This window comes from Natronorubrum halophilum (assembly GCF_003670115.1).
Taxonomy (GTDB): domain Archaea; phylum Halobacteriota; class Halobacteria; order Halobacteriales; family Natrialbaceae; genus Natronorubrum; species Natronorubrum halophilum.
The window spans coordinates 495,299-513,787 of record NZ_QQTY01000003.1 but is presented as its reverse complement, the minus strand read 5'-3'; the positions used below and the strand labels follow the sequence as shown (position 1 = coordinate 513,787).

Genomic DNA, 18,489 nt, shown 5'->3' with positions numbered 1-18,489 from the left:
TTCTATTTCAGCTGTCAAAGACTACATCTTATTCTATCGTCTTAGTTCTACCTACTGGAGCTGTAATAGGTCGAGTAGGTACAATAGGTAAGTAGCGTGGGCCAGGTGTGGTGGATGAGGCGCCTATTGCACCTATCGCACCTATTTCACCTATCGCACCTATTGCACCCATCTCACCTATTCCATCTATTACACCTATAGCATCTATTTTAGCTATACCATCTATTGGTCCTACCCACCCCACAGAACCTATCACAACTGCCCCGTCTGAAACGTCGCGTATAGCTATTCTACCTATTGTGCCTGAGCTACCTGTTACAGTTATTCGTCCTATTCGAGCCATACCACCTATTGTACCTTCTCCAACTATTTCCCCTAACGCGTTTACTTTGGCTACTTCATCTATTTGATCGCCTACTTCGGCGAATCCTCTCCAATCGATTGTACTTATTGCACCTATCCTACCTATTTCAAACGTTGTACCTATTGTAGTCGGGGCCCTCTCCGATAGACGGCGCGCGTTCAGAGCCCCGGTACACGTTACTGGTGCTTGCTTCCTCGGTTCGCAGCCGAGTTGGACGCGAACGAGGCGACGGCGAACCGGACTTTCTCCCGAGCCGTGTTCATCGAACATAGCTATATCGGCTGGCTCGGTGTCCTTCCTCTCGAGAAAGATGTCACAGACCGATACGTTCAATGGCGTTCCGAGGTGGAAACGGCGTGTGGCGTCCGGGCTGTTAGTACTTACCGCACTCGGCGCGGTACTCTCGTTCGCGGCCGCCGCAGCATCCATCCAATCGACCAGGGCGGACGCCGCCGTCGCTGCTACCTGGCAGATGTTCGGGTTTCTGGTTTTCGCCGGGCTCTTCGTGTTGCTCGCGTATCGACCGCACCAGTATCCCGGCGTCTGGGAGCTGGTAATCTTTCACAAAGCCGCGACTGCGCTCTACCTCGCCATCTTCGCGAGCGACGCAGCGGGAGCGACGGTGACGGTCGCCGTCGACGCGCACTCACGATCGCCCTCGTCGTCGCCTACCTGCTCGTGAGAGGGTATACGAGTTGGGATCAACTTCGACGAACGACCGGCACGGCTCAGAACTGACCTCGAGACAGTACAAGGTCGTCCCTCGATACGATTCCCGACAAAGTACGTCGGGGACGGACGGTCACGTCAGGTCGGAGAATTCGACGCCCTCTGTTTCCACGTCGCCAGCGACGAAGGGGAGCAGTCGGCTTCCCTCCTCGGCCAGAGCGATACGGTCCTCGTCGGACAGCGATTCGAACGGCTCGACGACCAGCGCGGCGCGACCGCGCTCCTCGTGGACGCTCCAGAATCCGGCGAGGAAGCCGTCGACCAGCACGCTCCTCGTGGCGAAGCGCTCGTCGATAAACCGCTGACGGTACTCGGCGGGTTCGGGGCGAGAGTTGGGTCGCCCGTAATGAACAAGTGTACGTGATCGGGGCGAATCGCCAACTCCAAGATTTCGAGGTTGAGTTCATCGACTTTCGCCTCGATGAGTTCTTCCAGACGGTCACGTACCTCGCCTTCGAGTACCGACTTGCGGTACTGAGCGGGATCGAAGATCCCGCGAGGTACGCAAAGCTACGCTTTGCTTGACTTCGGGCACCAGATGAAGTGGTACTGGAGTTTGTCGACATTTGTACGTTCCCTGTCGAACCCACGAGGCATTGTCAGTATATAGAAACGATCCACCTAAAGATGTTACGCAATCATCAACCACCAGCCGTGGCTACGAACGTGGATAGATTCCCAGTTGTCGGCTTCATCCCACACGTAAACGGGTGGCTTTCGCCACGCTACCGCTGTAAGACGCCCGTGCAAGATACAGAGGGTGTAGTCAGCAAGTCTCTTCGAAGGTATTCATCAGTTTTTGTTCTCGGCTTCATACTCGCGCACAAGTTCGGCTACGTACCAGAATTTTAGGAACATAGACGCCCCTCCAGCAAGTGCTAACTGAACTGGTTTCTTGCGGTATGCCGCTACGATTGCGTAGATTGTCGTTGGAATGTTCACTACAGTAAGAACGTTTGGATACGAAAGACCTATGAATCCATGACCTTCTTTCTTCCACCATTGCTCAGCGAGGACAACACGAGTCATCCACGCGTCGTTGTCCTTAGGGGGATCGAACAGTAGTGGATTAATTACGGTGAATATCACGGCTGCTATCGCTACCTTCCAACTGCGATGATAAATCGCGTATAGGATGGCTGGGAGTAGTATGGTCCGACTCCATCCGCTCTTTGGATTCGAATGACGCTTCCAGAACGTTTCCTCAAATCCGGTTACTCGTGATGACATACCAGTCATAATAGAGGCGAACTGGTATAAACACTGACTCTGTACCGGTCGATGATACCGACGATATCTCGTGCGAGATACGCGCCCAGGATCTCATACGCCGTTCAAAACATCATTTCGAACTGATAGGGATCTCGTCGGTCAATGAGCATACGCAGTTGCCGCGGAAGTCAACAAAAAACCACTTTGAAAATACCTTCACTACTAAGAACAACGTTTTGAGGGGAACTCGTTTATTCTTCCGAACGGAAGGCACGCCTTGACTCACGTTTTTGGGAGTACTATCCCATGCCCAACAATTGCGTCGGGCAGATCTATCGGGTAACCAAGACGACCCCAATAACTGCGAACGCTATCCCGGCAAGTCTCGTTATCGTAACGTCGTCTCCGAGGACGACCATACCGATGATGGCCGCGATAACAAAGTACATCGCACCGAGAGTAGAGACGATTGTTGTTGACCCTCCGGAGAGGCCGACGTACATCGAAATAAGTCCTATTCCGGTGAACAATCCGGCCGTGCCAGCGAGCAGTCCTCCCCTCGCAGTAACGGCGAGCGATGCGTCTGAAACGAGGATGAATCCGAGCGCGAGAGGTCCCGCAACGAGATAGGAGATCGCGGCGGCCGTCCTCGGGTCGATGGACTCCGACGCAGCGTTGCCCAAGACTACCCAGATACCCCACGTGACCATTGTAACCGTACCAAAGAAAACAGCCGAATCTGTCTCGGGGAAACCCATCAGTGTACAATTTGCATCACCACTGAAAAACATCTCTCTTCATTACCTGTGATTCTTAAATAGCCTCTATTCAAGAAGAGAGCGCGCTAGCGCGCTGTATATGCAGCACGGCTCAACGAACATCATCGATAACTGATAGAGATTCCGCCGTTCACTTCTCACGTATAGTGAGCGTGTGTTTCACGCTAAAACACAGCCGAAGAATAGGATTTCAATAACGCCGTTGGGTGGTGCCTCGAGCACGCGACTCGCGGTCGTACGTCGCTCGTCGTGGTGTCCGTCACCGGCTCCACCCCTCGGTCGGCGTTTCTATCGATCACCTTCGTCGTACTGCGTTCATGCTATTACTCCGTGATTCGGTACCGGAGGTGGGTGACGTTCGGGGACTCGACTACCCTCGTGCGTTCCAGTTCTCGTTGCTCGCCATCCGATCGTTCGAACAGGCGGATTCCGTCGCCCAGTAACACGGGTACTAGGTGTAGCTGTAGCTCGTCGAGCAACCCCGCCTCGAGAGTCTGCTGGATGGTGCGTGCCCCACCCGCCACCGAGACGTCCCGGTCGCCCGCAGCCTCCATCGCGTGCGCTACGGCGCTCTCGATACCGTCGGTTACGAAGGTAAACGTGGTTCCGCCGTCCATCTCGAGCGGCTCTCGAGCGTGGTGAGTGAGGACGAACACCGGCACGCCGAAGGGCGGATCCTCGCCCCAGTGCCCCTCGAACGGGTCGTCACCCCACGGACCGTCGTCGTTGCTGAACATCCGCCGCCCCATCACGACGGCACCCACGTTTTCGGTCGACTCCTCGAGTATCTCGTCATCCCGACCGGATTCGCCGCCGTCGAGATCGTGGACCTCGCGCCAACTCTCGAGGCCGTAGACCCACTCGTGGAGTCGCTCTCCGGCGTCTCCAAGCGGATTCTCGGGACCGTCGTTCGGTCCGGCGACGTAGCCGTCCAGCGACGTCGAGATGTTCGCCGTGATGGCCGTCACTTCGCATCACTCGCCGACTGGCCGACGTACGCCTCGAGCTTGTCTAGGCTCTCGCTCCATCCCTGCTCCATCCCGTCGATCGCCTCGGCCACTTCGGGCGTGGCCGTGAGGACCTCCGCCTCGAGTGTGAGTTCCGTCGCGCCGTCGCGGTCAGCGAAGGTGACAGTCTGGCGAACCTCGAGCTGGAAGTCGCCGTCGTCGTCCTCGAATGCGCGGCTGGTGACGACGAGTCGCTCGGGTTCGTCGACCTCGTGGAAGACCCCTTCGTCCGGGTAGATGGTCCCGTCGGGGGCTTCCATGTCGATACTGAAGGATCCGCCCGGCCGCACGTCCATCTCGCAGTTGGGTACGGTGAACCCCTTCGGACCCCACCACTGAGCCACCTGCTCGGGGTCGGTCCAAGCCTCCCAGACGCGCTCGCGCGGCGCGTCGAACGTTCGCTCGATGGTCAGGTCGTACTCGCTCGGTTCGAACTCGGTTTCGTCGGCCGTCTCGTGGTCTGTCATTGGTCTTCGTCCTCCAGATGGTCTGCGAGCGCGTCGAATCGATCCTCCCAGAACACGCGGTACCGGGTCAGCCAGTCGAAGGCGTCGGAAAGCGGCGCGCCGTCCAGGTGACAGCGGCGTACGCGACCGTCCTTCTCGACCTCGATGAGGTTCGCGTCCTCGAGCACTTGCAGGTGCTTCGACACCGCCGCCAAGGACATGTCGTGAGGCTCGGCTAGATCGCCGACGCTCTCGGGACCGCCGGCCAGTTGCTCGATGAGCGCCCGTCGAGTCGGGTGGGCCAGCGCCCCGAAAATCGCGTCGAGGTCCGGATCGTTCGGTAGTCGTTCAACCATCCGGTTGAATGTATGTCGCTATCTTATTTAACCCTTTAGTCAAACATACGCGAATGACCGCATAGCTGCCTGAAAGGAGTGTCTCGGTACAGTTTCGGTTCGATCGCCTGCTGGATTTTCGATGGACCGTCGAGTTCCGGCATCGATCGGAACAAAGGTGCGAGCGTCAGCCGAACCGGTGGACCTGACTGTTACCGATCTCGAGGCGCTCGACTGATCGCCTCCCACGCCCGAGAGATCAGCTGTTCGGCCGGCGTTCACCGATCACCACGGGCCCCGCGTTGTCGACCGACTTTATCGAATTCGAGCGCCAAGTTCTGGCCCCTACCCGGTCGACGACGGGCTGTTCGTTCTGATGGCAGGAGAGGCGAGGGACGGCGATTCGACTTTGGCGTCGTGGGTTGTCCGAGCTACGGGGCCGCCTCGGTGACGAACTTCTTGACGAGGCGGCGTTCGGCCCGCTGGAGCAATTTGCTCACCGCCGATTTATCGACGTCGAACGTCTCCGCGAGCTCGGCGAGCGTACACTCCCGAGGAGTGTCGTAGTACCCGCGCGCAACCGCTTCGGTAACGACCTGCCATTGACGCTCCGTGAGCACTTCACTCGAGTCTTACGAGTGGACCAACGACACGATCTCGTACGGAATACCGATCTCCGAGAGCGTCTCGACGTACTCCGACAGCTGCTCTTGCGAAGCCGTCAGTTGAGCGGAAAACCACCCGTCTTGAAGAGCCACGGGGTACTGCGGGACGGTTTCCGATGTGAGAAGCACCTCGTATGACTCCGTCATTTCGCTCCTGAATTGGAATAAGACCACCTGATCGTCGGCGTGAATCACTTCGCAGGAGTGCACCTGCGGTGTCTCTTCGATGGAGCGAACGAGGGATTCGCCATCCGGCGTCCGTACTTCGACGATCCCGAGCAGATCCTCGTTCGTCGGAACGGTCGCCAAGACGTTAAACGTGGTTTCCGAAAGCGTAGCCGAGAGATCGGCCAACCAGTCCGTCGACGCCGAAGCGTCGAGTTTCAATTGGACGTGAGCCATATCACGTCGACGTTGGCTGCGGAGCGGCTTAAATGCGGAAACCGGTTTCCGCGCGTCGTTATCCCGTTTGCAGGACTACTACGGACACCGACAATGAAGCCGAAAAACGAGGCGTATGAGGGGGCGAGAACCCGCCGACGTATCGTCCCTATCAGATCGGATACGGAGGGGCGTAGATGAGCCGACGATCCAGCGTCGACGGGACGACTGCCGTCGTCACGGGAGCTTCGAGTGGAATCGGTGAAGTGATCGCTACTCGGTTCGCCGACGACGGGGCGAACGTCGTAGTCTGCTCCCGCGACCGGACGAACGTCGATCCCGTCGCCGAGCGAATCGAGGAATCGGGCGGCACCGCACTCGCCGTCGAGTGTGACGTGACCGATCGCGAGGCCGTCGACGAACTCGTCACGGCGACGGCCGGAGCGTTCGGCTCGATCGATACGCTGGTAAACAACGCGGGCACGAGGTTCATAACGGAGTTCGATGACATCCCGGAGGAGGAGTGGAAGGCGGTCATCGACGTCAACCTCCACGGCACGTACCACTGTACGCAAGCCGCCGGCGATCTCCTCAAGGAGGGCGGTGGAACGGTGATCAACCTCGGACTCTCGAGCGCCGCAAACCGGCGGGGAACGCCGCAGCTGAGCCACTACAGCGCCGCGAAGGCGGCCGTGATCAACCTCACGACGACGCTCGCCGACGAGTGGGCGAGCGACGATGTCCGGGTCAACTGCATCGCTCCGGGGTTCGTCGCCGTACCAGCCGTCGAGTCCTACCTGGGCGTCTCCGCGGCGGAGATCGACCGCGATTTGGTCGATCGCTCGATCGCGCACCCGTCGGAGATCGCCGACGTCGCGCAGTTCCTCGCGAGCCCCTCCTCGTCGCACATCGTTGGCGAAACGATCATCGTCGATGGCGTGCCTCGGATCGAGGAGACGCCCGGAATCTGACCGTATACCCGAGACAGTGTGTATCTCGGGGCCGAGGGGTGCTCGAGATGGTCGCGTTCAGACTCATCCAATGACTCCGTTGAAGCCCCATTTTTCAGATGTGTTTTTGCGTGAAAACCACGTTCACTACGGCTGCTTATCGTCTGCTTCAATAGTTCTACAAGCAGAAGTTCTATTTATCATCAATGCGTTATGTGAAGTGTGGCTGACATTGGTAACCCGTTCGGGTTCGACGTTGCAACAGTTCTCACCGGGTCGGGGCTGACACTCTTGGTATCTGCGGGGATAATGAGATATGGCGATCAACTCGAGTACACCTCGGGAGAGCTCTATGGGATAAGCGGTGGTGTGTTTATCATACTCGGTATCCTCTATGGACTCTTCCTCATCGTCGGTGGATACCGGTGAGCGCCCAAGCCAACACGTAGAACTCTGTGCCAGCCGATCTTTCTATTCCTTGTACTTCCGGACGAACTCTCCTCATTAGAATGGGGTATTAATCTCCAGGATACCAGTTATCGGCCCCCAACATCACAGGATGAAGCTTACGGAGTCAAGATGAACATCGATATATCTAAAAGAACTTCAGAATGTTTTTGGTTCGCACGAAATCCCATTTCTCGCATGGTACATCTGTACTGACGAGAATTATATTTACGTGGACACGCCAACAAACGATTATGATACGTGCCATATTACAGCGGGCTCCTAAGAAGATCATATTACGACGCCAATATCTCAAGATAAGCGGGATAAGCGTTGCTGGATCGCTTAGTGGCTGTTTAGATATCATCCAAAATAGGGATACTGGCGTCGATATTACTGTTATTAATCGAACAGACGCTAAGCAAAATGTAGAGATCATAGTAGAATCTGATGGAGAATCTGTATTTGGGCAAGACTTTGAACTATCTGCGCCTCAAGAGGGGTCTGTAACGTCGATCACTGAAGAAGACGCTCTCAACCCAGGAGAGTACTCTGTAACGGCTTCAAATGAGGCAATAGAGCAAGAATATCGTTACAAGAATACTTGCAGTTCGGTCTCAGAGATGGAAGATGAAATATATATTACCATGCGTGGTAAAGATATGATTGAAATTAGCAGTACTTATTGCGGAAAATGAGTGTTCGTTGACTAAGATCGCGTGACCACTCAGATATATCTTGTGTGATTGACATTTCGGCGTATCGAACCAACGTGGAGAGATCGTTGGATCGTGTGGGTGGCTATGAGATGCACGAAAACGCCTACTGGGACTTACAGACAGATCTCGGACCTCACAAAATCTGGCTGTTAACGAGGGCGCTCGCAGCTTCATTCACGCGTCGGTCCGTGACCGGACACCGTTGGGTCACGCCTACTACGAGCATCTTCGTGACCTCTCGAGAGCTCAATCGTAACGCGGCTGAAGTCGATATTCATCTTGCAGACAAGAGATACAATGATCAGCGGATTTGGGTAGAGGCCCGTGAGAACGGGATTCGTCCGTTCATCAAACACCGTGCGGAGAATGACATCCGCTGACACCCCGAACTCCGCCTCGCGTATCGAGCGAGTCGAGACCACGATACCGACGAGCGCGCGGGGATGGTCGGACGCACTGACCGCCGGTCGCGAGCCGTTTACCGACGGTGAGTGAAAGTGGCTCGAGAGGTCCCGTACCGAGTTATTTCGGCTGTCTCGAGGCACCAGTTGACCACTTTCACTCCGGGTGTGGATCGAGTATATACGCTCTGGAAGCGTATGAAACAATGAGGAGAGAACGATGATCAACTGTACCCCAATCGAGACGCTGACGGCGTGTCATCCCGCTTGCGACCGGCCGCGATCCACACCCGTGGAGGCGAGCGCACGATGAGCTCCCCGCTCTCGAGAAACGTCAGCGGTTTCGACGGGCTATCGAGACTTTCGGAGCCGTTCTCGAGAGAGACGAGTCGCCGGGATCCCCCGGCAGTCGGTGGCGATCGCGATCGAACCGACGGAACGGTAATCGACGAGAGCGGCGACACCGAACCGATGCTCGCCATCGAAACCGAAGGACTCGTCAAACACTTCGGAGACACGAAAGCCGTCGACGGGGTCGATCTGACGATCCCGGCGGGCGGCATCTACGGCCTCCTCGGACCGAACGGTGCCGGGAAGACCACCACCATCCGCATGCTCGCGACGCTGTTGCGTCCCGACGCGGGCTCGGCACGGGTACTCGGCCACGACGTGGTGAGCGACGCCGACGAGGTGCGAAGCCGGATGAGCATGACCGGCCAGTTCGCGTCGGTTGACGAGGACCTCACCGGACGCGAGAACCTCGTCTTGCTGGCCCGGTTGCTCGGCTACTCGCGAACGCAGGCCAAAGCGCGCACGAACGAACTCCTCGAGGCCTTCGGCCTGACGGAGGCGGGGACGCGGCAGGTGAAGACGTACTCGGGCGGAATGCGACGCCGACTCGATATCGCGGCGAGCATCGTCGTCACGCCGGAGCTCCTGTTCCTCGACGAGCCGACCACCGGGCTCGATCCGCGGAACCGATCCCAGGTCTGGGACATCATCCGAGCCCTCGTCGCCGACGGAACGACGGTGCTCCTGACCACGCAGTACCTGGACGAGGCCGACCACCTAGCCGACCGGATCGCCGTCATCGACGACGGGCGGATCATCGCCGAGGGAACGCCGAGCGAACTCAAATCCTCGGTCGGTTCGGGTGTCCTGAACGTTCGAGTTCGCGATCCCGAGCAGCGCGAGGAGGCCAGACGGGCGCTGACCCGGATACTCGACGTGCCCGTAGATCTCGAGTCCGACCCGGTGGCGCTGTCGGCTCGAGTCGCCGAGACCGATCGCATCGCTCACGCGTTCGTGGAACTGTCTCGAGCCGATATCGCGATCACCGATTTCGCACTCGGACAGCCGAGTCTCGACGAGGTCTTCCTCGCGCTGACCGATCATCCGGCTCACGACGACGGCGGCGGCTCCGAGAGCGACCGATGGGAGGAGACGCCATGACTACCGAGAGTTTACCCGACGAGCCCGACGTCGAAACCCTGCGTTCGGCGGTCGCGACCGGCGATCGGCCGACCCCTCCGAGCGCCCTGTCCGCGTCGCTCACGTTCGGCTGGCGGGCGCTGCTGAAGATCAAGCACGTCCCCGAACAGCTGTTCGACGTTACCGTCTTTCCGATCATGTTCCTGGTGATGTTCACCTACCTGTTCGGCGGTGCCCTCGCCGGCTCGACGGGAGAGTATCTGCAGGCGCTCTTACCCGGCATCCTGGCGATGACCGTCGTGTTCATCACCATCTACACCGGCGTCACGTTGAACAACGACATCGACAAGGGCGTCTTCGACCGCTTCCGAACGGTTCCGGTGTGGCAACCGTCGGTCATCGTCGGCGCGCTGCTCGGCGACGCCGTCCGATACACGATCGCCTCGACGATCGTCATCGTGCTCGGCCTGATACTCGGATTCCGTCCGGACGGCGGGATCGCCGGAGTACTGGCCGCGGTCGCGCTCCTGTTGGTGTTCTCGTTTAGCCTGTCGTGGGTCTGGACCGCGCTCGGATTCGTCATGCGAACGCCCGAATCGCTCATGGCCGCGAGCATGATGGTCCTGTTTCCGCTCACGTTCGTCAGCAACGTCTTCGTCGATCCGCGGACGATGCCCGGCTGGCTCGAGGCGTTCGTCGATATCAACCCGGTCAGTCACCTCGTCACCGCGATGCGCGGACTGATGCATGGCACCGCGACGGTCGGCGACGTCGGCGTCGTGTTGCTCATGTCTGCGGTGCTCGTCGTCGTGTTCGGGCCCGTGACGATGTATCTCTTCCGCGCGCAGCAGTAGCGGATGCGGCGAGGATTTGCCGATCGAGATCGGCCCGACTCGAGGACGAATCCCGCCGTATCGGTGCCGACGACGCTCTCAAAACGGGCGGAGTACGAGAGCGTCCGTGACGGATTCGTGGCCGATTTCTTCTTCTCGCTCGATAAGCTTGGTTTTCCGACGGGCCGAACGGGAGCGCCGCTCAGGTTTCGAGTGCGCTATCGGTCGGCCGCCAACCGCGCAGGTACGCGACGCAGATACCGCCGGCGATCGCGCCGAACGGAAGGGTGACCGTTCGAACGACCAGAACCGCCGCAGTAGCGGCGGTCGCCGCGGCCCCGGTCACCAGAACGAGCGCACCACCGAGCAACACATCGTACGCTCCGAGGCTTCCCGGAATGGGAACGACGCTGGCGATCTGTGGAAGCGGCACGATGACGAGGATCGGCAGGAACGCGGCATCGACTCCGACGCCGGTGAGCGCCACCCAGAGGGCAGCCCCCGTGAGGACTTGCTCGAGGACACCGCCGAGCGCGATGAGGAGGACTAACTCCGGGGTCTCGCGAAAGCCGACGACTCGTTCCCAGTATCGGTTGACGGCCGCCACCACGACGGAACGGTCGTAGGGCTGTTCTCGGTACAGGCCGGAAACCCGGGTCACGATCGGTGCGAACACCGCGACGATACCGTGGGAAACGTAGCTCCGTGACGCCAAAACGACGCCGCCGAACACCACCAGGCCGGCGATCGACAATCCAAGCGTCGAGAGCAACGCGGTGGCGTCCGGCGCTCCGAAGAGGACGACGAGGCCGAGCACGCCGGCGAGACTCAGCTGCGCCCCGGACTTTACGTACTTCGCCACCGAGCGGACGCCGAGCGCGTCCGAGTACCCCGTGTCCGTCGAAACGCTGATGAACCGGGCCATGATCGGCTCCGAGCTTACGGGACCGGCCGGGCTGAGGATGTCGAAAAAGTCGCCGGCGAGCGCGAACTGAACGCTCTGTTGGCCCGATACGCCGCCGTTCAGCGGCGATAGCGAGGCCCAGACGCCGATCGAATCCGCGACCCCCTCCAGCACCACGAGCGCGACCACGACGCCGAACGCCCACGGCGCGATCGCGGTCGCTCGAGCGAGAACGGTATCGGCTCCGACCGTGTACAGGTAGCCCGCAAAGACGGCCGTCCCGGCCGCGACGCCCGCGAAGAACCGAAGCGATCGTCTCACAGTCTGCGGTTCAGTTCGACCGAGCAAAAGCGTGCCGAAGGACGGTCGCCGTAGACGCCTGGTGGAGGGTCTGATGCGTTGGCGGTCGGGAGGCGTCTAGTCCGAACGAATCCAGGCGAGCGTGTCCCCGCGCTCGAACTCGTCGTCTTCCTCGAGCACGATTTCGTCGAGCGTTCCCGTTACCGGGGCCGGAACGTCGACGCTCACCTTTTCGACCTGGAACTCACAGATCGAGTCGCCGTCCTCGAGGTGACCGCCCTCGCTCATGAACCAGTTGACGACGACTCCGGCGTCCTCGTCGGCGTCCTCGGGCCACGCGTCGGCCGTGGTGACGGCGACGCGATCATCGTCCGAACTCATTCGTTCGATCGAACGTTCCGCACGGCGGCCGCGATATCCGCCGCGTCCGGAATCACTTCGGTTTCCATCGCCCGCGCGTACGGGATCGGGACGTCCGGAACCGCAACCCGCTCGACGGCCTCGAGATCGGCGAGTCCGTCTTCGGCCACCCGAGCGATGATCTCGCCGGTAACGCCGTACGAGCGGTAGTCCTCGTCGACGACGACGAGCCGTCCGGTCTTCGCCACCGATTCGCGAACGGTGTCGATGTCGAGCGGAACGAGCGTCCGGAGGTCGATGACCTCCGCGTCGATGCCGTCGTCGGCGAGCGACTCGGCGGCCTCGAGCGCGCGGTGGACGTGGAGGCCGAGCGTAACGACGGTCGCGTCAGCGCCCTCGCGCTTGACGTCGGCCTCGCCGAACGGAATCGTATACGGCTCTTCGGGAACGCCCGTTTTCGGGCCGTCCGGCGCGGGCAGCCAGCCGATTCCCATCAACCGCTTGTGGAACAGGTAGACGACCGGATCGTCGTCGCGAATCGCGCTGTGCATCAGCCCCTTCGCGTCGTAGGCGGTCGACGGGACGACCACCTTCATGCCCGGAAGATGGGCGAACGTACCGTAGAGGGTCTGGGAATGCTGGGCGGCGTCGTTGTACGTCCCGCCGACGGCGGCGGTGAGCACCATCGGGACGCTCACGTTCCCGCCGCTCATGTAGGTGTTCTTCGCCATCTGGTTGTAGATCTGATCCATTCCGACTCCGAAGAAGTCGACGAACATGAGCTCCGCAATCGGTCGCATTCCCGCCTGCGCCGCCCCGACAGCGGCGCCAATGTACGCCGTTTCGCTGATCGGAACGTCCATGATGCGGTCGTGACCGAACTCCTCGAGGAGACCCGCCGTGCTGTCGAAGATACCGCCGTAGTCCGCGACGTCTTCGCCCATGTAGAAGACATCGTCGTCCTCGCGCATCTCGTGGGCGATCGCTTCGACTATCGCCCGACTCATCGTTAGCGATCGATCCGTCTGTCGTTCTCGCTCCTGTTGCGCCATTAGTCATCACCCCCCGTCTCCGCAACCGAGCGGTCGCCCTCGGTCGCTCCGGACGGCGGGTCCGAAAACACGTCCTCGTAGGCGTCCGCCGGATCGGGTTCGGGTTGCTCTTTGGCCCACTCGATAGCTGCTTCAACGCGCTCGTGGGCGCGAGACCGGAGTTCCTCGATGGTCTCGTCGTCGACATCGTGCGCGCGAAGGTCCGCCGCGAGTCGCTCGATCGAATCCCGTTTCGCGGCCGCGTTCTTGTCCGCGTCGGGACGATATCCCTCGGCGTCGCCCATGAAGTGTCCCATCCGCCGGTGGACCTGCACTTCCAGGAGCGTCGGTCCGTTTCCGTCGCGGGCGCGCCTGACGGCTTCCCCGGCGGCGTCGTAGATCGCGATGGCGTCGTCGGCATCCACGCGAGCGCCCGGAAGGTCGAAGCCGTCCGCGCGTTGTGCGCCGTTTTCGACATCGGTGACGCGCTCTTTTGGCATACTGATCGCCCAGTCGTTGTCCTCGATGACGAAGACGACGGGGAGGTTCTGGACGCTCGCCAGGTTGAGCGATTCGAGGAACGCGCCCTGATCGATCGCACCTTCTCCGAGGAAGGCGACGGCGACGGCGTCGCTGTGGCGTTTCTTTGCGGCCAGTCCGGCACCGACCGCGGGGGGACAGCCTTCAGCGATAATCCCGCTACAGGCGAAGTTGACGTCAGGATCGAAGAGGTGCATGTGACCGCCTTTTCCGCCGCTAAGGCCGGTTTCCCGGCCGAATATCTCGGCCGTCATTCGCTCGAGGTCGACGCCCTTCGCGATAGCGATGTGGTGGGGGCGGTGCGGAGCCGTGACCGTATCGTCGTCCCGTAAGTGCTGACAGACGCCCGCGCCGGACGCCTCGTGGCCCGCGGCGAGGTGCAACTCGCCGGGAATGGGCCCGGCGGAGATATCGAACGCCGGCTGTTTTCCCTCGAGGTACTCCTCCTGCAGGCGCTCCTCGTAGTGACGCGCTGTCACCATATTCTCATACATCTCTTGTAATTTGCTAACAGCCACCATGGTTGTCTGTAAACGTAACGTCACGAGCGGATAAATAGCTATGTGCGCGAGGGGGCATCAGATTCTTCGCACGCCGTCGTAACCGTCCGTTCCGGGACGTCTCCACGTTCGTAGTCGGCGAGTGGAATGAGGCTACGAAGGTACTCCGGAAATTCACTGGCAAACGACCGCTGGAATCCGACTGACAAGCCGACGTTGGACCGAACACGCCGACGGCTACGCCCATGGACACTCAGTTCACATGCTGGGGATGGAGAGTCGTCGTCGGCCTCGCCTGCGCTAGCGCAGCAACTCTTTCGCCGGCGGCGTGTGCTTCGGCAGCGGTTGCGTCAGGCGCGTTCAATCTGTAGGCAGGTGCGTCAGTGTCAGTCTTCTGGCCGTGCATCGTCTCGAACGCAGGCACGCAGAGTTGTACCATCGGAACTGCACTATCTGTCCCAGTGTCTCGGCGATTGTAACTTCTTGGTGTAAGGGTATCGGGACTCTATTTTATAACTGACTGCCACGTATATACATCTAACCAAAAATGGCAGCGAGAATAACAGGGATCAGGAACGGTGCAGCGTTCGGAAAGCTAGCTGGCCGCGTGACTGCAGTCGCCCTCGCGCTGTACGTCGTCAGTCTCGTCTATCGGTCGAACGAGGAACTGGCAGCGGTCGCACTCGGAGGCGTCGTCGCGCTGTACGCGGTCGCGTCGCTCGTTCGGGACGTTCAGTACGGCTACTCTCCATGGGATCCCGTCAGTTGGACGACGGTCGCGCCTCGCGAGCTCGGTGCGGAAGCGCGTCAGCGTGCGTTCCGCTGGACGATCACGCTGAAGCTCATCCTCGTCGTCGGGGCCGTCAGTGGCTTCGCCGTCGTCTTCGCTGCCGGCCTCGAGACGCTGGGATACGTACTGCTCATCGGTGGTCTCCCCGCCCTCGTCGTCAAGCTGTACAAACACTATTCGGGCGGAACGAGACCGTGGTACCCGTCCGTGCCGTCCCAACTGGAACCTGAACGATAACTGACGCCAACCGAATCAGGCGAGTGTGTTATTGAGTTCCCGCCCAACGGGCTCAACCGCCTCGAGCGCCTGTGAACCCACAACTCGACGGTTGACTCCGGCGAGGCTCACTCGGAGTCCGACAACATCTCGCCGACGTACTGATCTTCCCACTCGCGCCGGGCCTCGAGTTCACGCTTCCCGCGAGCCGTGATCGTGTAGTAGTTGGTCCGGCGGTCGACTTCCCCTTTCTCGACGAGACCCTTGTCGACGATTTCGTCGAGGTTCGGGTACAGTCGTCCGTGGTGGATCTCTTTCTCGTAGTAGTCCTCGAGTTCCTCTTTGATCGCGAGTCCGTGTGGTTCGTCTTGTCCGGCGATCGTGTACAGGAGATCACGCTGGAATCCCGTGAGATCGTACATATTGGTGCTTCAGTCCATCGCTGTATAAAGATTCCGAGAGCAGTTGAGAGAAAGGATATAGCGTATGGTACGTACGTCCGGTGACGACTCCGACGATTTTACTCGTGTGCCTTCTCCCGATTAGACGGCGTCACTGTTATCGGGGACTTCGTTGCTAACGACAGTATTCGGACATGCCAGCCATCGTGTGTTGACGCACTTGTAATCAGCACCCACGTTCTGAGTGCGGTCGCACGCGCTCTCGCGCGTCTCGTTATACCATTCTCGAACTTCTCGACAGTTCTTACTGAACCGCTTGTAGATACTATACCTATTGAGCCTATTATACCTATTGCAAATATCGTATCTACTGTATATATTGTGGATCTTGTACCCACTACGTCCGTTGTAGCACCTCCCTACAGCACCGGCAACTCAGCACGTATCATTCTCGAGGACGATTCCGAAATACGTGAGGAGAGTATCCCAATGCGGACACGAAATGGGGTGAAAAGAGAGACGTCCCCCACGAAGTAGCGGGTGCACAGATATAGGGCTGGTCGCGAACACGTTCACTCCGCTTCCCACGCGCTAAGAACCGGCTTGACCCGCTATCTGCCGGGAGTTCGTACGCTCACGTGTACTATGGGAGACCACGTTGAGACGCTCAAAACGGGTGTATCGCGCCGAGAGGTTCTCCTGGCAACCGGTGCCACGGGTATCTCGGTTCTCGCAGGTTGTTCAGCGGGTCGTACGACCTCCGGGCTCGAGAAGTGGGTCGACGAGGTCCCGCGTCCGAATGTCATGGACCCGACCGGAACGAAGGACGGACAACCCTATTACGAGATGGAGATACGTGAGGTCGAGCAGAAGATACACCGCGACCTCCCGGCGACGACCGTCTGGGGGTACGACGGCCAGTATCCCGGCCCGACGATCGAAGCCGAGCAGGGTGAACCGATCTACGTTCGGTGGCAAAACGAACTGCCGGACGACCACCTCCTCCCCGAGGACACGACGGTTCACAGCGATCTGGTTCCGTACGATGCGCCGGGCGTGCGGGTCGTACCTCACCTTCACGGAGGGAACGTCGAAGCCGAGAGCGACGGCAAGGCCCAGGCTTGGTTCACCCGGAACTTCCAGGAAACGGGGCCTGCGTTCGAGAAAAAGGACTACTACTACGTGAACGACCAGCCGCCGGCGACCCTGTGGTACCACGACCACTCGCTCGGTATCACGCGGCTAAACGTGTACGCTGGCCTCGCGGGCTTCTATCTCCTTCGGAACGACCACGAACGGAATCTCGACCTGCCCGAAGGCGAGTACGAGATCCCGCTCGTCCTTCAGGACCGAAGCTTCAACGAGGACGGGTCGTTGTTCTACCCGACGGCCGTCCCGGAGGAGCAAGGCGGTGACGACAGTTCACACCCCGAACCGAGCATCGTTCCGCAGTTCTACGGGGATACGTCGGTCGTCAACGGGAAAGCCTGGCCTCGGCTATCCGTCGAGCCGCGGAAATACCGGTTCCGGCTCCTCAACGGTGCCAACAGCCGCTTTTACAACCTCAAGCTGCTCGAGTACGACGAGTCGTCGGGCGAGACCGGCAGTGACGGCCCACCGTTCGTCCAGATCGGAACCGACGGCGGTCTGCTCTCGGAACCGGTCGAGATCGACGACCGCCTCGAGCTCGGCTCGAGTCACCGTGCCGACGTCGTCGTCGATTTCGACGACTACGCGGGCGAGACGTTGCTCCTCCACAACGACGCGCCGACGATGTATCGCGGGACGGTCGGGGAGGATGAGACGGATACCGAACCGCTTCCCGAGATCATGCTCGTGGACGTGAGTGGCTCGGGAGACGAACGGGACGCCAGTCGACTTCCGGGCGACCTGACCCAGGTTCCGGAGATCCCCGTCGATTCGGTCGATACCGAGCGGTATCTCACGCTCGTTCCAGGGGTCGACGACTACGGACGGATGTTACATCTGCTCGGAACCGAGGAATCGCAGTCCGGCCTCAGGTTGGACGATCCCGTCACCGAGGAGCCCACGCTCGGCGATACCGAGATCTGGAGTTTCGCCAACCTCACCTCGATGTCCCATCCGATGCACATCCACCTCGTGCACTTTCAGGTGCTGGGGCGACAACCGGTCAGCGACTACAATCCGGCTGAGGACGATATCGAACTGGACGCGCTCGAGCCCCCGAAGCCGTACGAACTGGGGTGGAACGACGTGGTCGCCGTCCACCCAGCCGAAGTCGTCCACGTGATCGTCCACTTTGGAGAGTACGACGGGCTATTCAACGATCAGACGGGCGAGTACATGTGGCACTGCCACATGATCGAGCACGAAGACCACGATATGATGCGTCCCTTCAACGTGCTACCGAATTCCGATGACGACGACGGCGCTGAATAGCAGGACTCCGCTGGTATTCGCGTGGCGTCCGTCCAGCCCGCGATCGTTCAATTTTTGACGCTATTGAAATCCCACTTTTCAGATGTCGTTGCGTAAAACACACGTTCACTACAGCTGTCGGTCTTTTTCATCGAAGTTTTTGCGCCGAGTGGTTCGTCGGAGACGAACCCGAGGCGGAAAAAGTTCGTTCTCTGTACTTATCGAATAACACTCTAAACTCATCACTATCAGAGGGTTTTAACAGAGCCGTCGTATAGTAATTCGAGGCGCTGTTGAGATCCTATTCTTCAGCCGTATTTTAGCGTGAAACACACGCTCACTACACGT

21 protein-coding genes and 3 pseudogenes are annotated in these 18,489 nt (G+C 59.7%); 9 read left to right on the top strand and 15 right to left on the bottom strand.

Annotation, left to right across the window (positions count from 1 at the left end; all coding sequences use genetic code 11):
• Positions 1-28: 28 nt before the first annotated feature.
• The gene (locus DWB23_RS23050; RefSeq protein WP_162989835.1) at positions 29-634 is read right to left on the bottom strand and encodes a hypothetical protein; all 606 of its coding nucleotides are present in this window, start codon (positions 632-634) and stop codon (positions 29-31) included.
• A gap of 40 nt (positions 635-674) precedes the next feature.
• Between DWB23_RS23050 and DWB23_RS14500 the strand changes: the two genes are divergently transcribed.
• Entirely contained in the window at positions 675-1,046 is a 372-nt protein-coding gene (locus tag DWB23_RS14500) for a hypothetical protein (protein WP_238717450.1), read from the top strand.
• A gap of 120 nt (positions 1,047-1,166) precedes the next feature.
• On the opposite strand, the pseudogene DWB23_RS14495 reads toward DWB23_RS14500, so the two are convergent.
• The 9 genes and pseudogenes from DWB23_RS14495 to DWB23_RS14460 all read right to left on the bottom strand — a co-directional run.
• A pseudogene (locus DWB23_RS14495) lies at positions 1,167-1,394 on the bottom strand (DNA glycosylase AlkZ-like family protein); the annotation flags it as partial.
• A 17-nt stretch (positions 1,395-1,411) separates the two neighbouring features.
• Positions 1,412-1,690 (bottom strand): annotated as a pseudogene (tnpA, locus tag DWB23_RS14490) (IS200/IS605 family transposase); the annotation flags it as partial.
• A 195-nt stretch (positions 1,691-1,885) separates the two neighbouring features.
• Positions 1,886-2,323 carry a DUF6653 family protein gene (locus tag DWB23_RS14485; RefSeq protein WP_121743685.1) on the bottom strand — a complete coding sequence of 146 codons (438 nt, stop codon included), beginning with the start codon at positions 2,321-2,323 and terminating at the stop codon, positions 1,886-1,888.
• A 314-nt stretch (positions 2,324-2,637) separates the two neighbouring features.
• Positions 2,638-3,063: an EamA family transporter gene (locus DWB23_RS14480; protein ID WP_121743684.1), complete on the bottom strand. Its 426-nt coding sequence runs from the start codon at positions 3,061-3,063 to the stop codon at positions 2,638-2,640.
• 344 nt (positions 3,064-3,407) lie between these two features.
• Complete coding sequence (locus tag DWB23_RS14475) at positions 3,408-4,052, bottom strand: dihydrofolate reductase family protein (RefSeq protein ID WP_121743516.1); 645 nt, start codon at positions 4,050-4,052, stop codon at positions 3,408-3,410.
• Positions 4,049-4,558 (bottom strand): SRPBCC family protein, encoded by a 510-nt coding sequence (locus DWB23_RS14470; RefSeq protein ID WP_121743515.1) that lies wholly within the window; start codon positions 4,556-4,558, stop codon positions 4,049-4,051. Before DWB23_RS14470 ends, DWB23_RS14475 begins: the two co-directional genes overlap by 4 nt.
• A complete protein-coding gene (locus DWB23_RS14465) occupies positions 4,555-4,893 on the bottom strand; it encodes an ArsR/SmtB family transcription factor (RefSeq protein ID WP_121743514.1) in 339 nt (112 codons plus the stop codon). Before DWB23_RS14465 ends, DWB23_RS14470 begins: the two co-directional genes overlap by 4 nt.
• 410 nt (positions 4,894-5,303) lie before the next feature.
• On the bottom strand, positions 5,304-5,492 hold the full coding sequence (locus DWB23_RS23515; RefSeq protein WP_238717448.1) for a helix-turn-helix domain-containing protein: 189 nt from the start codon (positions 5,490-5,492) through the stop codon (positions 5,304-5,306).
• Between the two features lie 12 nt (positions 5,493-5,504).
• Positions 5,505-5,939, bottom strand: coding sequence for a bacterio-opsin activator domain-containing protein (locus DWB23_RS14460; RefSeq protein ID WP_238717447.1), 435 nt, complete (start codon positions 5,937-5,939; stop codon positions 5,505-5,507).
• Between the two features lie 176 nt (positions 5,940-6,115).
• Here DWB23_RS14460 and DWB23_RS14455 point away from each other — a divergent pair, with 176 nt between their 5' ends.
• The 6 genes and pseudogenes from DWB23_RS14455 (at position 6,116) to DWB23_RS14430 (ending at position 10,720) form a co-directional block, all read left to right on the top strand.
• Complete coding sequence (locus DWB23_RS14455) at positions 6,116-6,889, top strand: SDR family NAD(P)-dependent oxidoreductase (RefSeq protein WP_121743513.1); 774 nt, start codon at positions 6,116-6,118, stop codon at positions 6,887-6,889.
• A 201-nt stretch (positions 6,890-7,090) separates the two neighbouring features.
• Positions 7,091-7,297, top strand: coding sequence for a hypothetical protein (locus DWB23_RS14450; RefSeq protein WP_121743512.1), 207 nt, complete (start codon positions 7,091-7,093; stop codon positions 7,295-7,297).
• 272 nt (positions 7,298-7,569) lie between these two features.
• Complete coding sequence (locus tag DWB23_RS23045; RefSeq protein WP_162989834.1) at positions 7,570-8,013, top strand: hypothetical protein; 444 nt, start codon at positions 7,570-7,572, stop codon at positions 8,011-8,013.
• Between the two features lie 83 nt (positions 8,014-8,096).
• Positions 8,097-8,275 (top strand): annotated as a pseudogene (locus DWB23_RS23510) (transposase); the annotation flags it as partial.
• Between the two features lie 469 nt (positions 8,276-8,744).
• The gene (locus tag DWB23_RS14435) at positions 8,745-9,887 is read left to right on the top strand and encodes an ATP-binding cassette domain-containing protein (RefSeq protein ID WP_238717446.1); all 1,143 of its coding nucleotides are present in this window, start codon (positions 8,745-8,747) and stop codon (positions 9,885-9,887) included.
• Positions 9,884-10,720: an ABC transporter permease gene (locus DWB23_RS14430; RefSeq protein WP_162989833.1), complete on the top strand. Its 837-nt coding sequence runs from the start codon at positions 9,884-9,886 to the stop codon at positions 10,718-10,720. The genes DWB23_RS14435 and DWB23_RS14430 overlap by 4 nt, the downstream gene beginning before the upstream one ends.
• Positions 10,721-10,901: 181 nt before the next feature.
• On the opposite strand, the gene DWB23_RS14425 is transcribed toward DWB23_RS14430, so the two are convergent.
• From DWB23_RS14425 to DWB23_RS14410, 4 genes are all read right to left on the bottom strand, one after another.
• Positions 10,902-11,924, bottom strand: a complete 1,023-nt coding sequence (locus DWB23_RS14425) for a lysylphosphatidylglycerol synthase domain-containing protein (protein ID WP_121743510.1) — start codon at positions 11,922-11,924, stop codon at positions 10,902-10,904.
• 96 nt (positions 11,925-12,020) lie between these two features.
• Positions 12,021-12,284 carry a lipoyl domain-containing protein gene (locus tag DWB23_RS14420; RefSeq protein ID WP_121743509.1) on the bottom strand — a complete coding sequence of 88 codons (264 nt, stop codon included), beginning with the start codon at positions 12,282-12,284 and terminating at the stop codon, positions 12,021-12,023.
• The gene (locus tag DWB23_RS14415) at positions 12,281-13,315 is read right to left on the bottom strand and encodes an alpha-ketoacid dehydrogenase subunit beta (RefSeq protein WP_121743508.1); all 1,035 of its coding nucleotides are present in this window, start codon (positions 13,313-13,315) and stop codon (positions 12,281-12,283) included. Before DWB23_RS14415 ends, DWB23_RS14420 begins: the two co-directional genes overlap by 4 nt.
• On the bottom strand, positions 13,315-14,328 hold the full coding sequence (locus DWB23_RS14410) for a thiamine pyrophosphate-dependent dehydrogenase E1 component subunit alpha (protein ID WP_121743507.1): 1,014 nt from the start codon (positions 14,326-14,328) through the stop codon (positions 13,315-13,317). The genes DWB23_RS14415 and DWB23_RS14410 overlap by 1 nt, the downstream gene beginning before the upstream one ends.
• Before the next feature lie 613 nt (positions 14,329-14,941).
• Here DWB23_RS14410 and DWB23_RS14405 point away from each other — a divergent pair.
• Complete coding sequence (locus DWB23_RS14405) at positions 14,942-15,361, top strand: hypothetical protein (RefSeq protein ID WP_121743506.1); 420 nt, start codon at positions 14,942-14,944, stop codon at positions 15,359-15,361.
• 107 nt (positions 15,362-15,468) lie between these two features.
• Here DWB23_RS14405 and DWB23_RS14400 read toward each other — a convergent pair whose 3' ends face one another.
• The gene (locus tag DWB23_RS14400; protein WP_121743505.1) at positions 15,469-15,762 is read right to left on the bottom strand and encodes a PadR family transcriptional regulator; all 294 of its coding nucleotides are present in this window, start codon (positions 15,760-15,762) and stop codon (positions 15,469-15,471) included.
• 624 nt (positions 15,763-16,386) lie between these two features.
• On the opposite strand from DWB23_RS14400, the gene DWB23_RS14395 reads away from it, so the two are divergent.
• Positions 16,387-18,162 carry a multicopper oxidase family protein gene (locus tag DWB23_RS14395; protein ID WP_121743504.1) on the top strand — a complete coding sequence of 592 codons (1,776 nt, stop codon included), beginning with the start codon at positions 16,387-16,389 and terminating at the stop codon, positions 18,160-18,162.
• The last annotated feature ends 327 nt before the right edge of the window (positions 18,163-18,489 follow it).

What these genes read in the sequence shown, in the direction of transcription:
- DWB23_RS23050 (WP_162989835.1), bottom strand. Translation starts at nt 634, where the DNA reads ATGTTCGATGAACACGGCTCGGGAGAAAGTCCGGTTCGCCGTCGCCTC.
- DWB23_RS14500 (WP_238717450.1), top strand. Translation starts at nt 675, where the DNA reads ATGTCACAGACCGATACGTTCAATGGCGTTCCGAGGTGGAAACGGCGT.
- DWB23_RS14485 (WP_121743685.1), bottom strand. Translation starts at nt 2,323, where the DNA reads ATGTCATCACGAGTAACCGGATTTGAGGAAACGTTCTGGAAGCGTCAT.
- DWB23_RS14480 (WP_121743684.1), bottom strand. Translation starts at nt 3,063, where the DNA reads ATGGGTTTCCCCGAGACAGATTCGGCTGTTTTCTTTGGTACGGTTACA.
- DWB23_RS14470 (WP_121743515.1), bottom strand. Translation starts at nt 4,558, where the DNA reads ATGACAGACCACGAGACGGCCGACGAAACCGAGTTCGAACCGAGCGAG.
- DWB23_RS14465 (WP_121743514.1), bottom strand. Translation starts at nt 4,893, where the DNA reads ATGGTTGAACGACTACCGAACGATCCGGACCTCGACGCGATTTTCGGG.
- DWB23_RS14460 (WP_238717447.1), bottom strand. Translation starts at nt 5,939, where the DNA reads ATGGCTCACGTCCAATTGAAACTCGACGCTTCGGCGTCGACGGACTGG.
- DWB23_RS14455 (WP_121743513.1), top strand. Translation starts at nt 6,116, where the DNA reads ATGAGCCGACGATCCAGCGTCGACGGGACGACTGCCGTCGTCACGGGA.
- DWB23_RS23045 (WP_162989834.1), top strand. Translation starts at nt 7,570, where the DNA reads ATGATACGTGCCATATTACAGCGGGCTCCTAAGAAGATCATATTACGA.
- DWB23_RS14435 (WP_238717446.1), top strand. Translation starts at nt 8,745, where the DNA reads ATGAGCTCCCCGCTCTCGAGAAACGTCAGCGGTTTCGACGGGCTATCG.
- DWB23_RS14430 (WP_162989833.1), top strand. Translation starts at nt 9,884, where the DNA reads ATGACTACCGAGAGTTTACCCGACGAGCCCGACGTCGAAACCCTGCGT.
- DWB23_RS14420 (WP_121743509.1), bottom strand. Translation starts at nt 12,284, where the DNA reads ATGAGTTCGGACGATGATCGCGTCGCCGTCACCACGGCCGACGCGTGG.
- DWB23_RS14415 (WP_121743508.1), bottom strand. Translation starts at nt 13,315, where the DNA reads ATGGCGCAACAGGAGCGAGAACGACAGACGGATCGATCGCTAACGATG.
- DWB23_RS14410 (WP_121743507.1), bottom strand. Translation starts at nt 14,328, where the DNA reads ATGTATGAGAATATGGTGACAGCGCGTCACTACGAGGAGCGCCTGCAG.
- DWB23_RS14400 (WP_121743505.1), bottom strand. Translation starts at nt 15,762, where the DNA reads ATGTACGATCTCACGGGATTCCAGCGTGATCTCCTGTACACGATCGCC.
- DWB23_RS14395 (WP_121743504.1), top strand. Translation starts at nt 16,387, where the DNA reads ATGGGAGACCACGTTGAGACGCTCAAAACGGGTGTATCGCGCCGAGAG.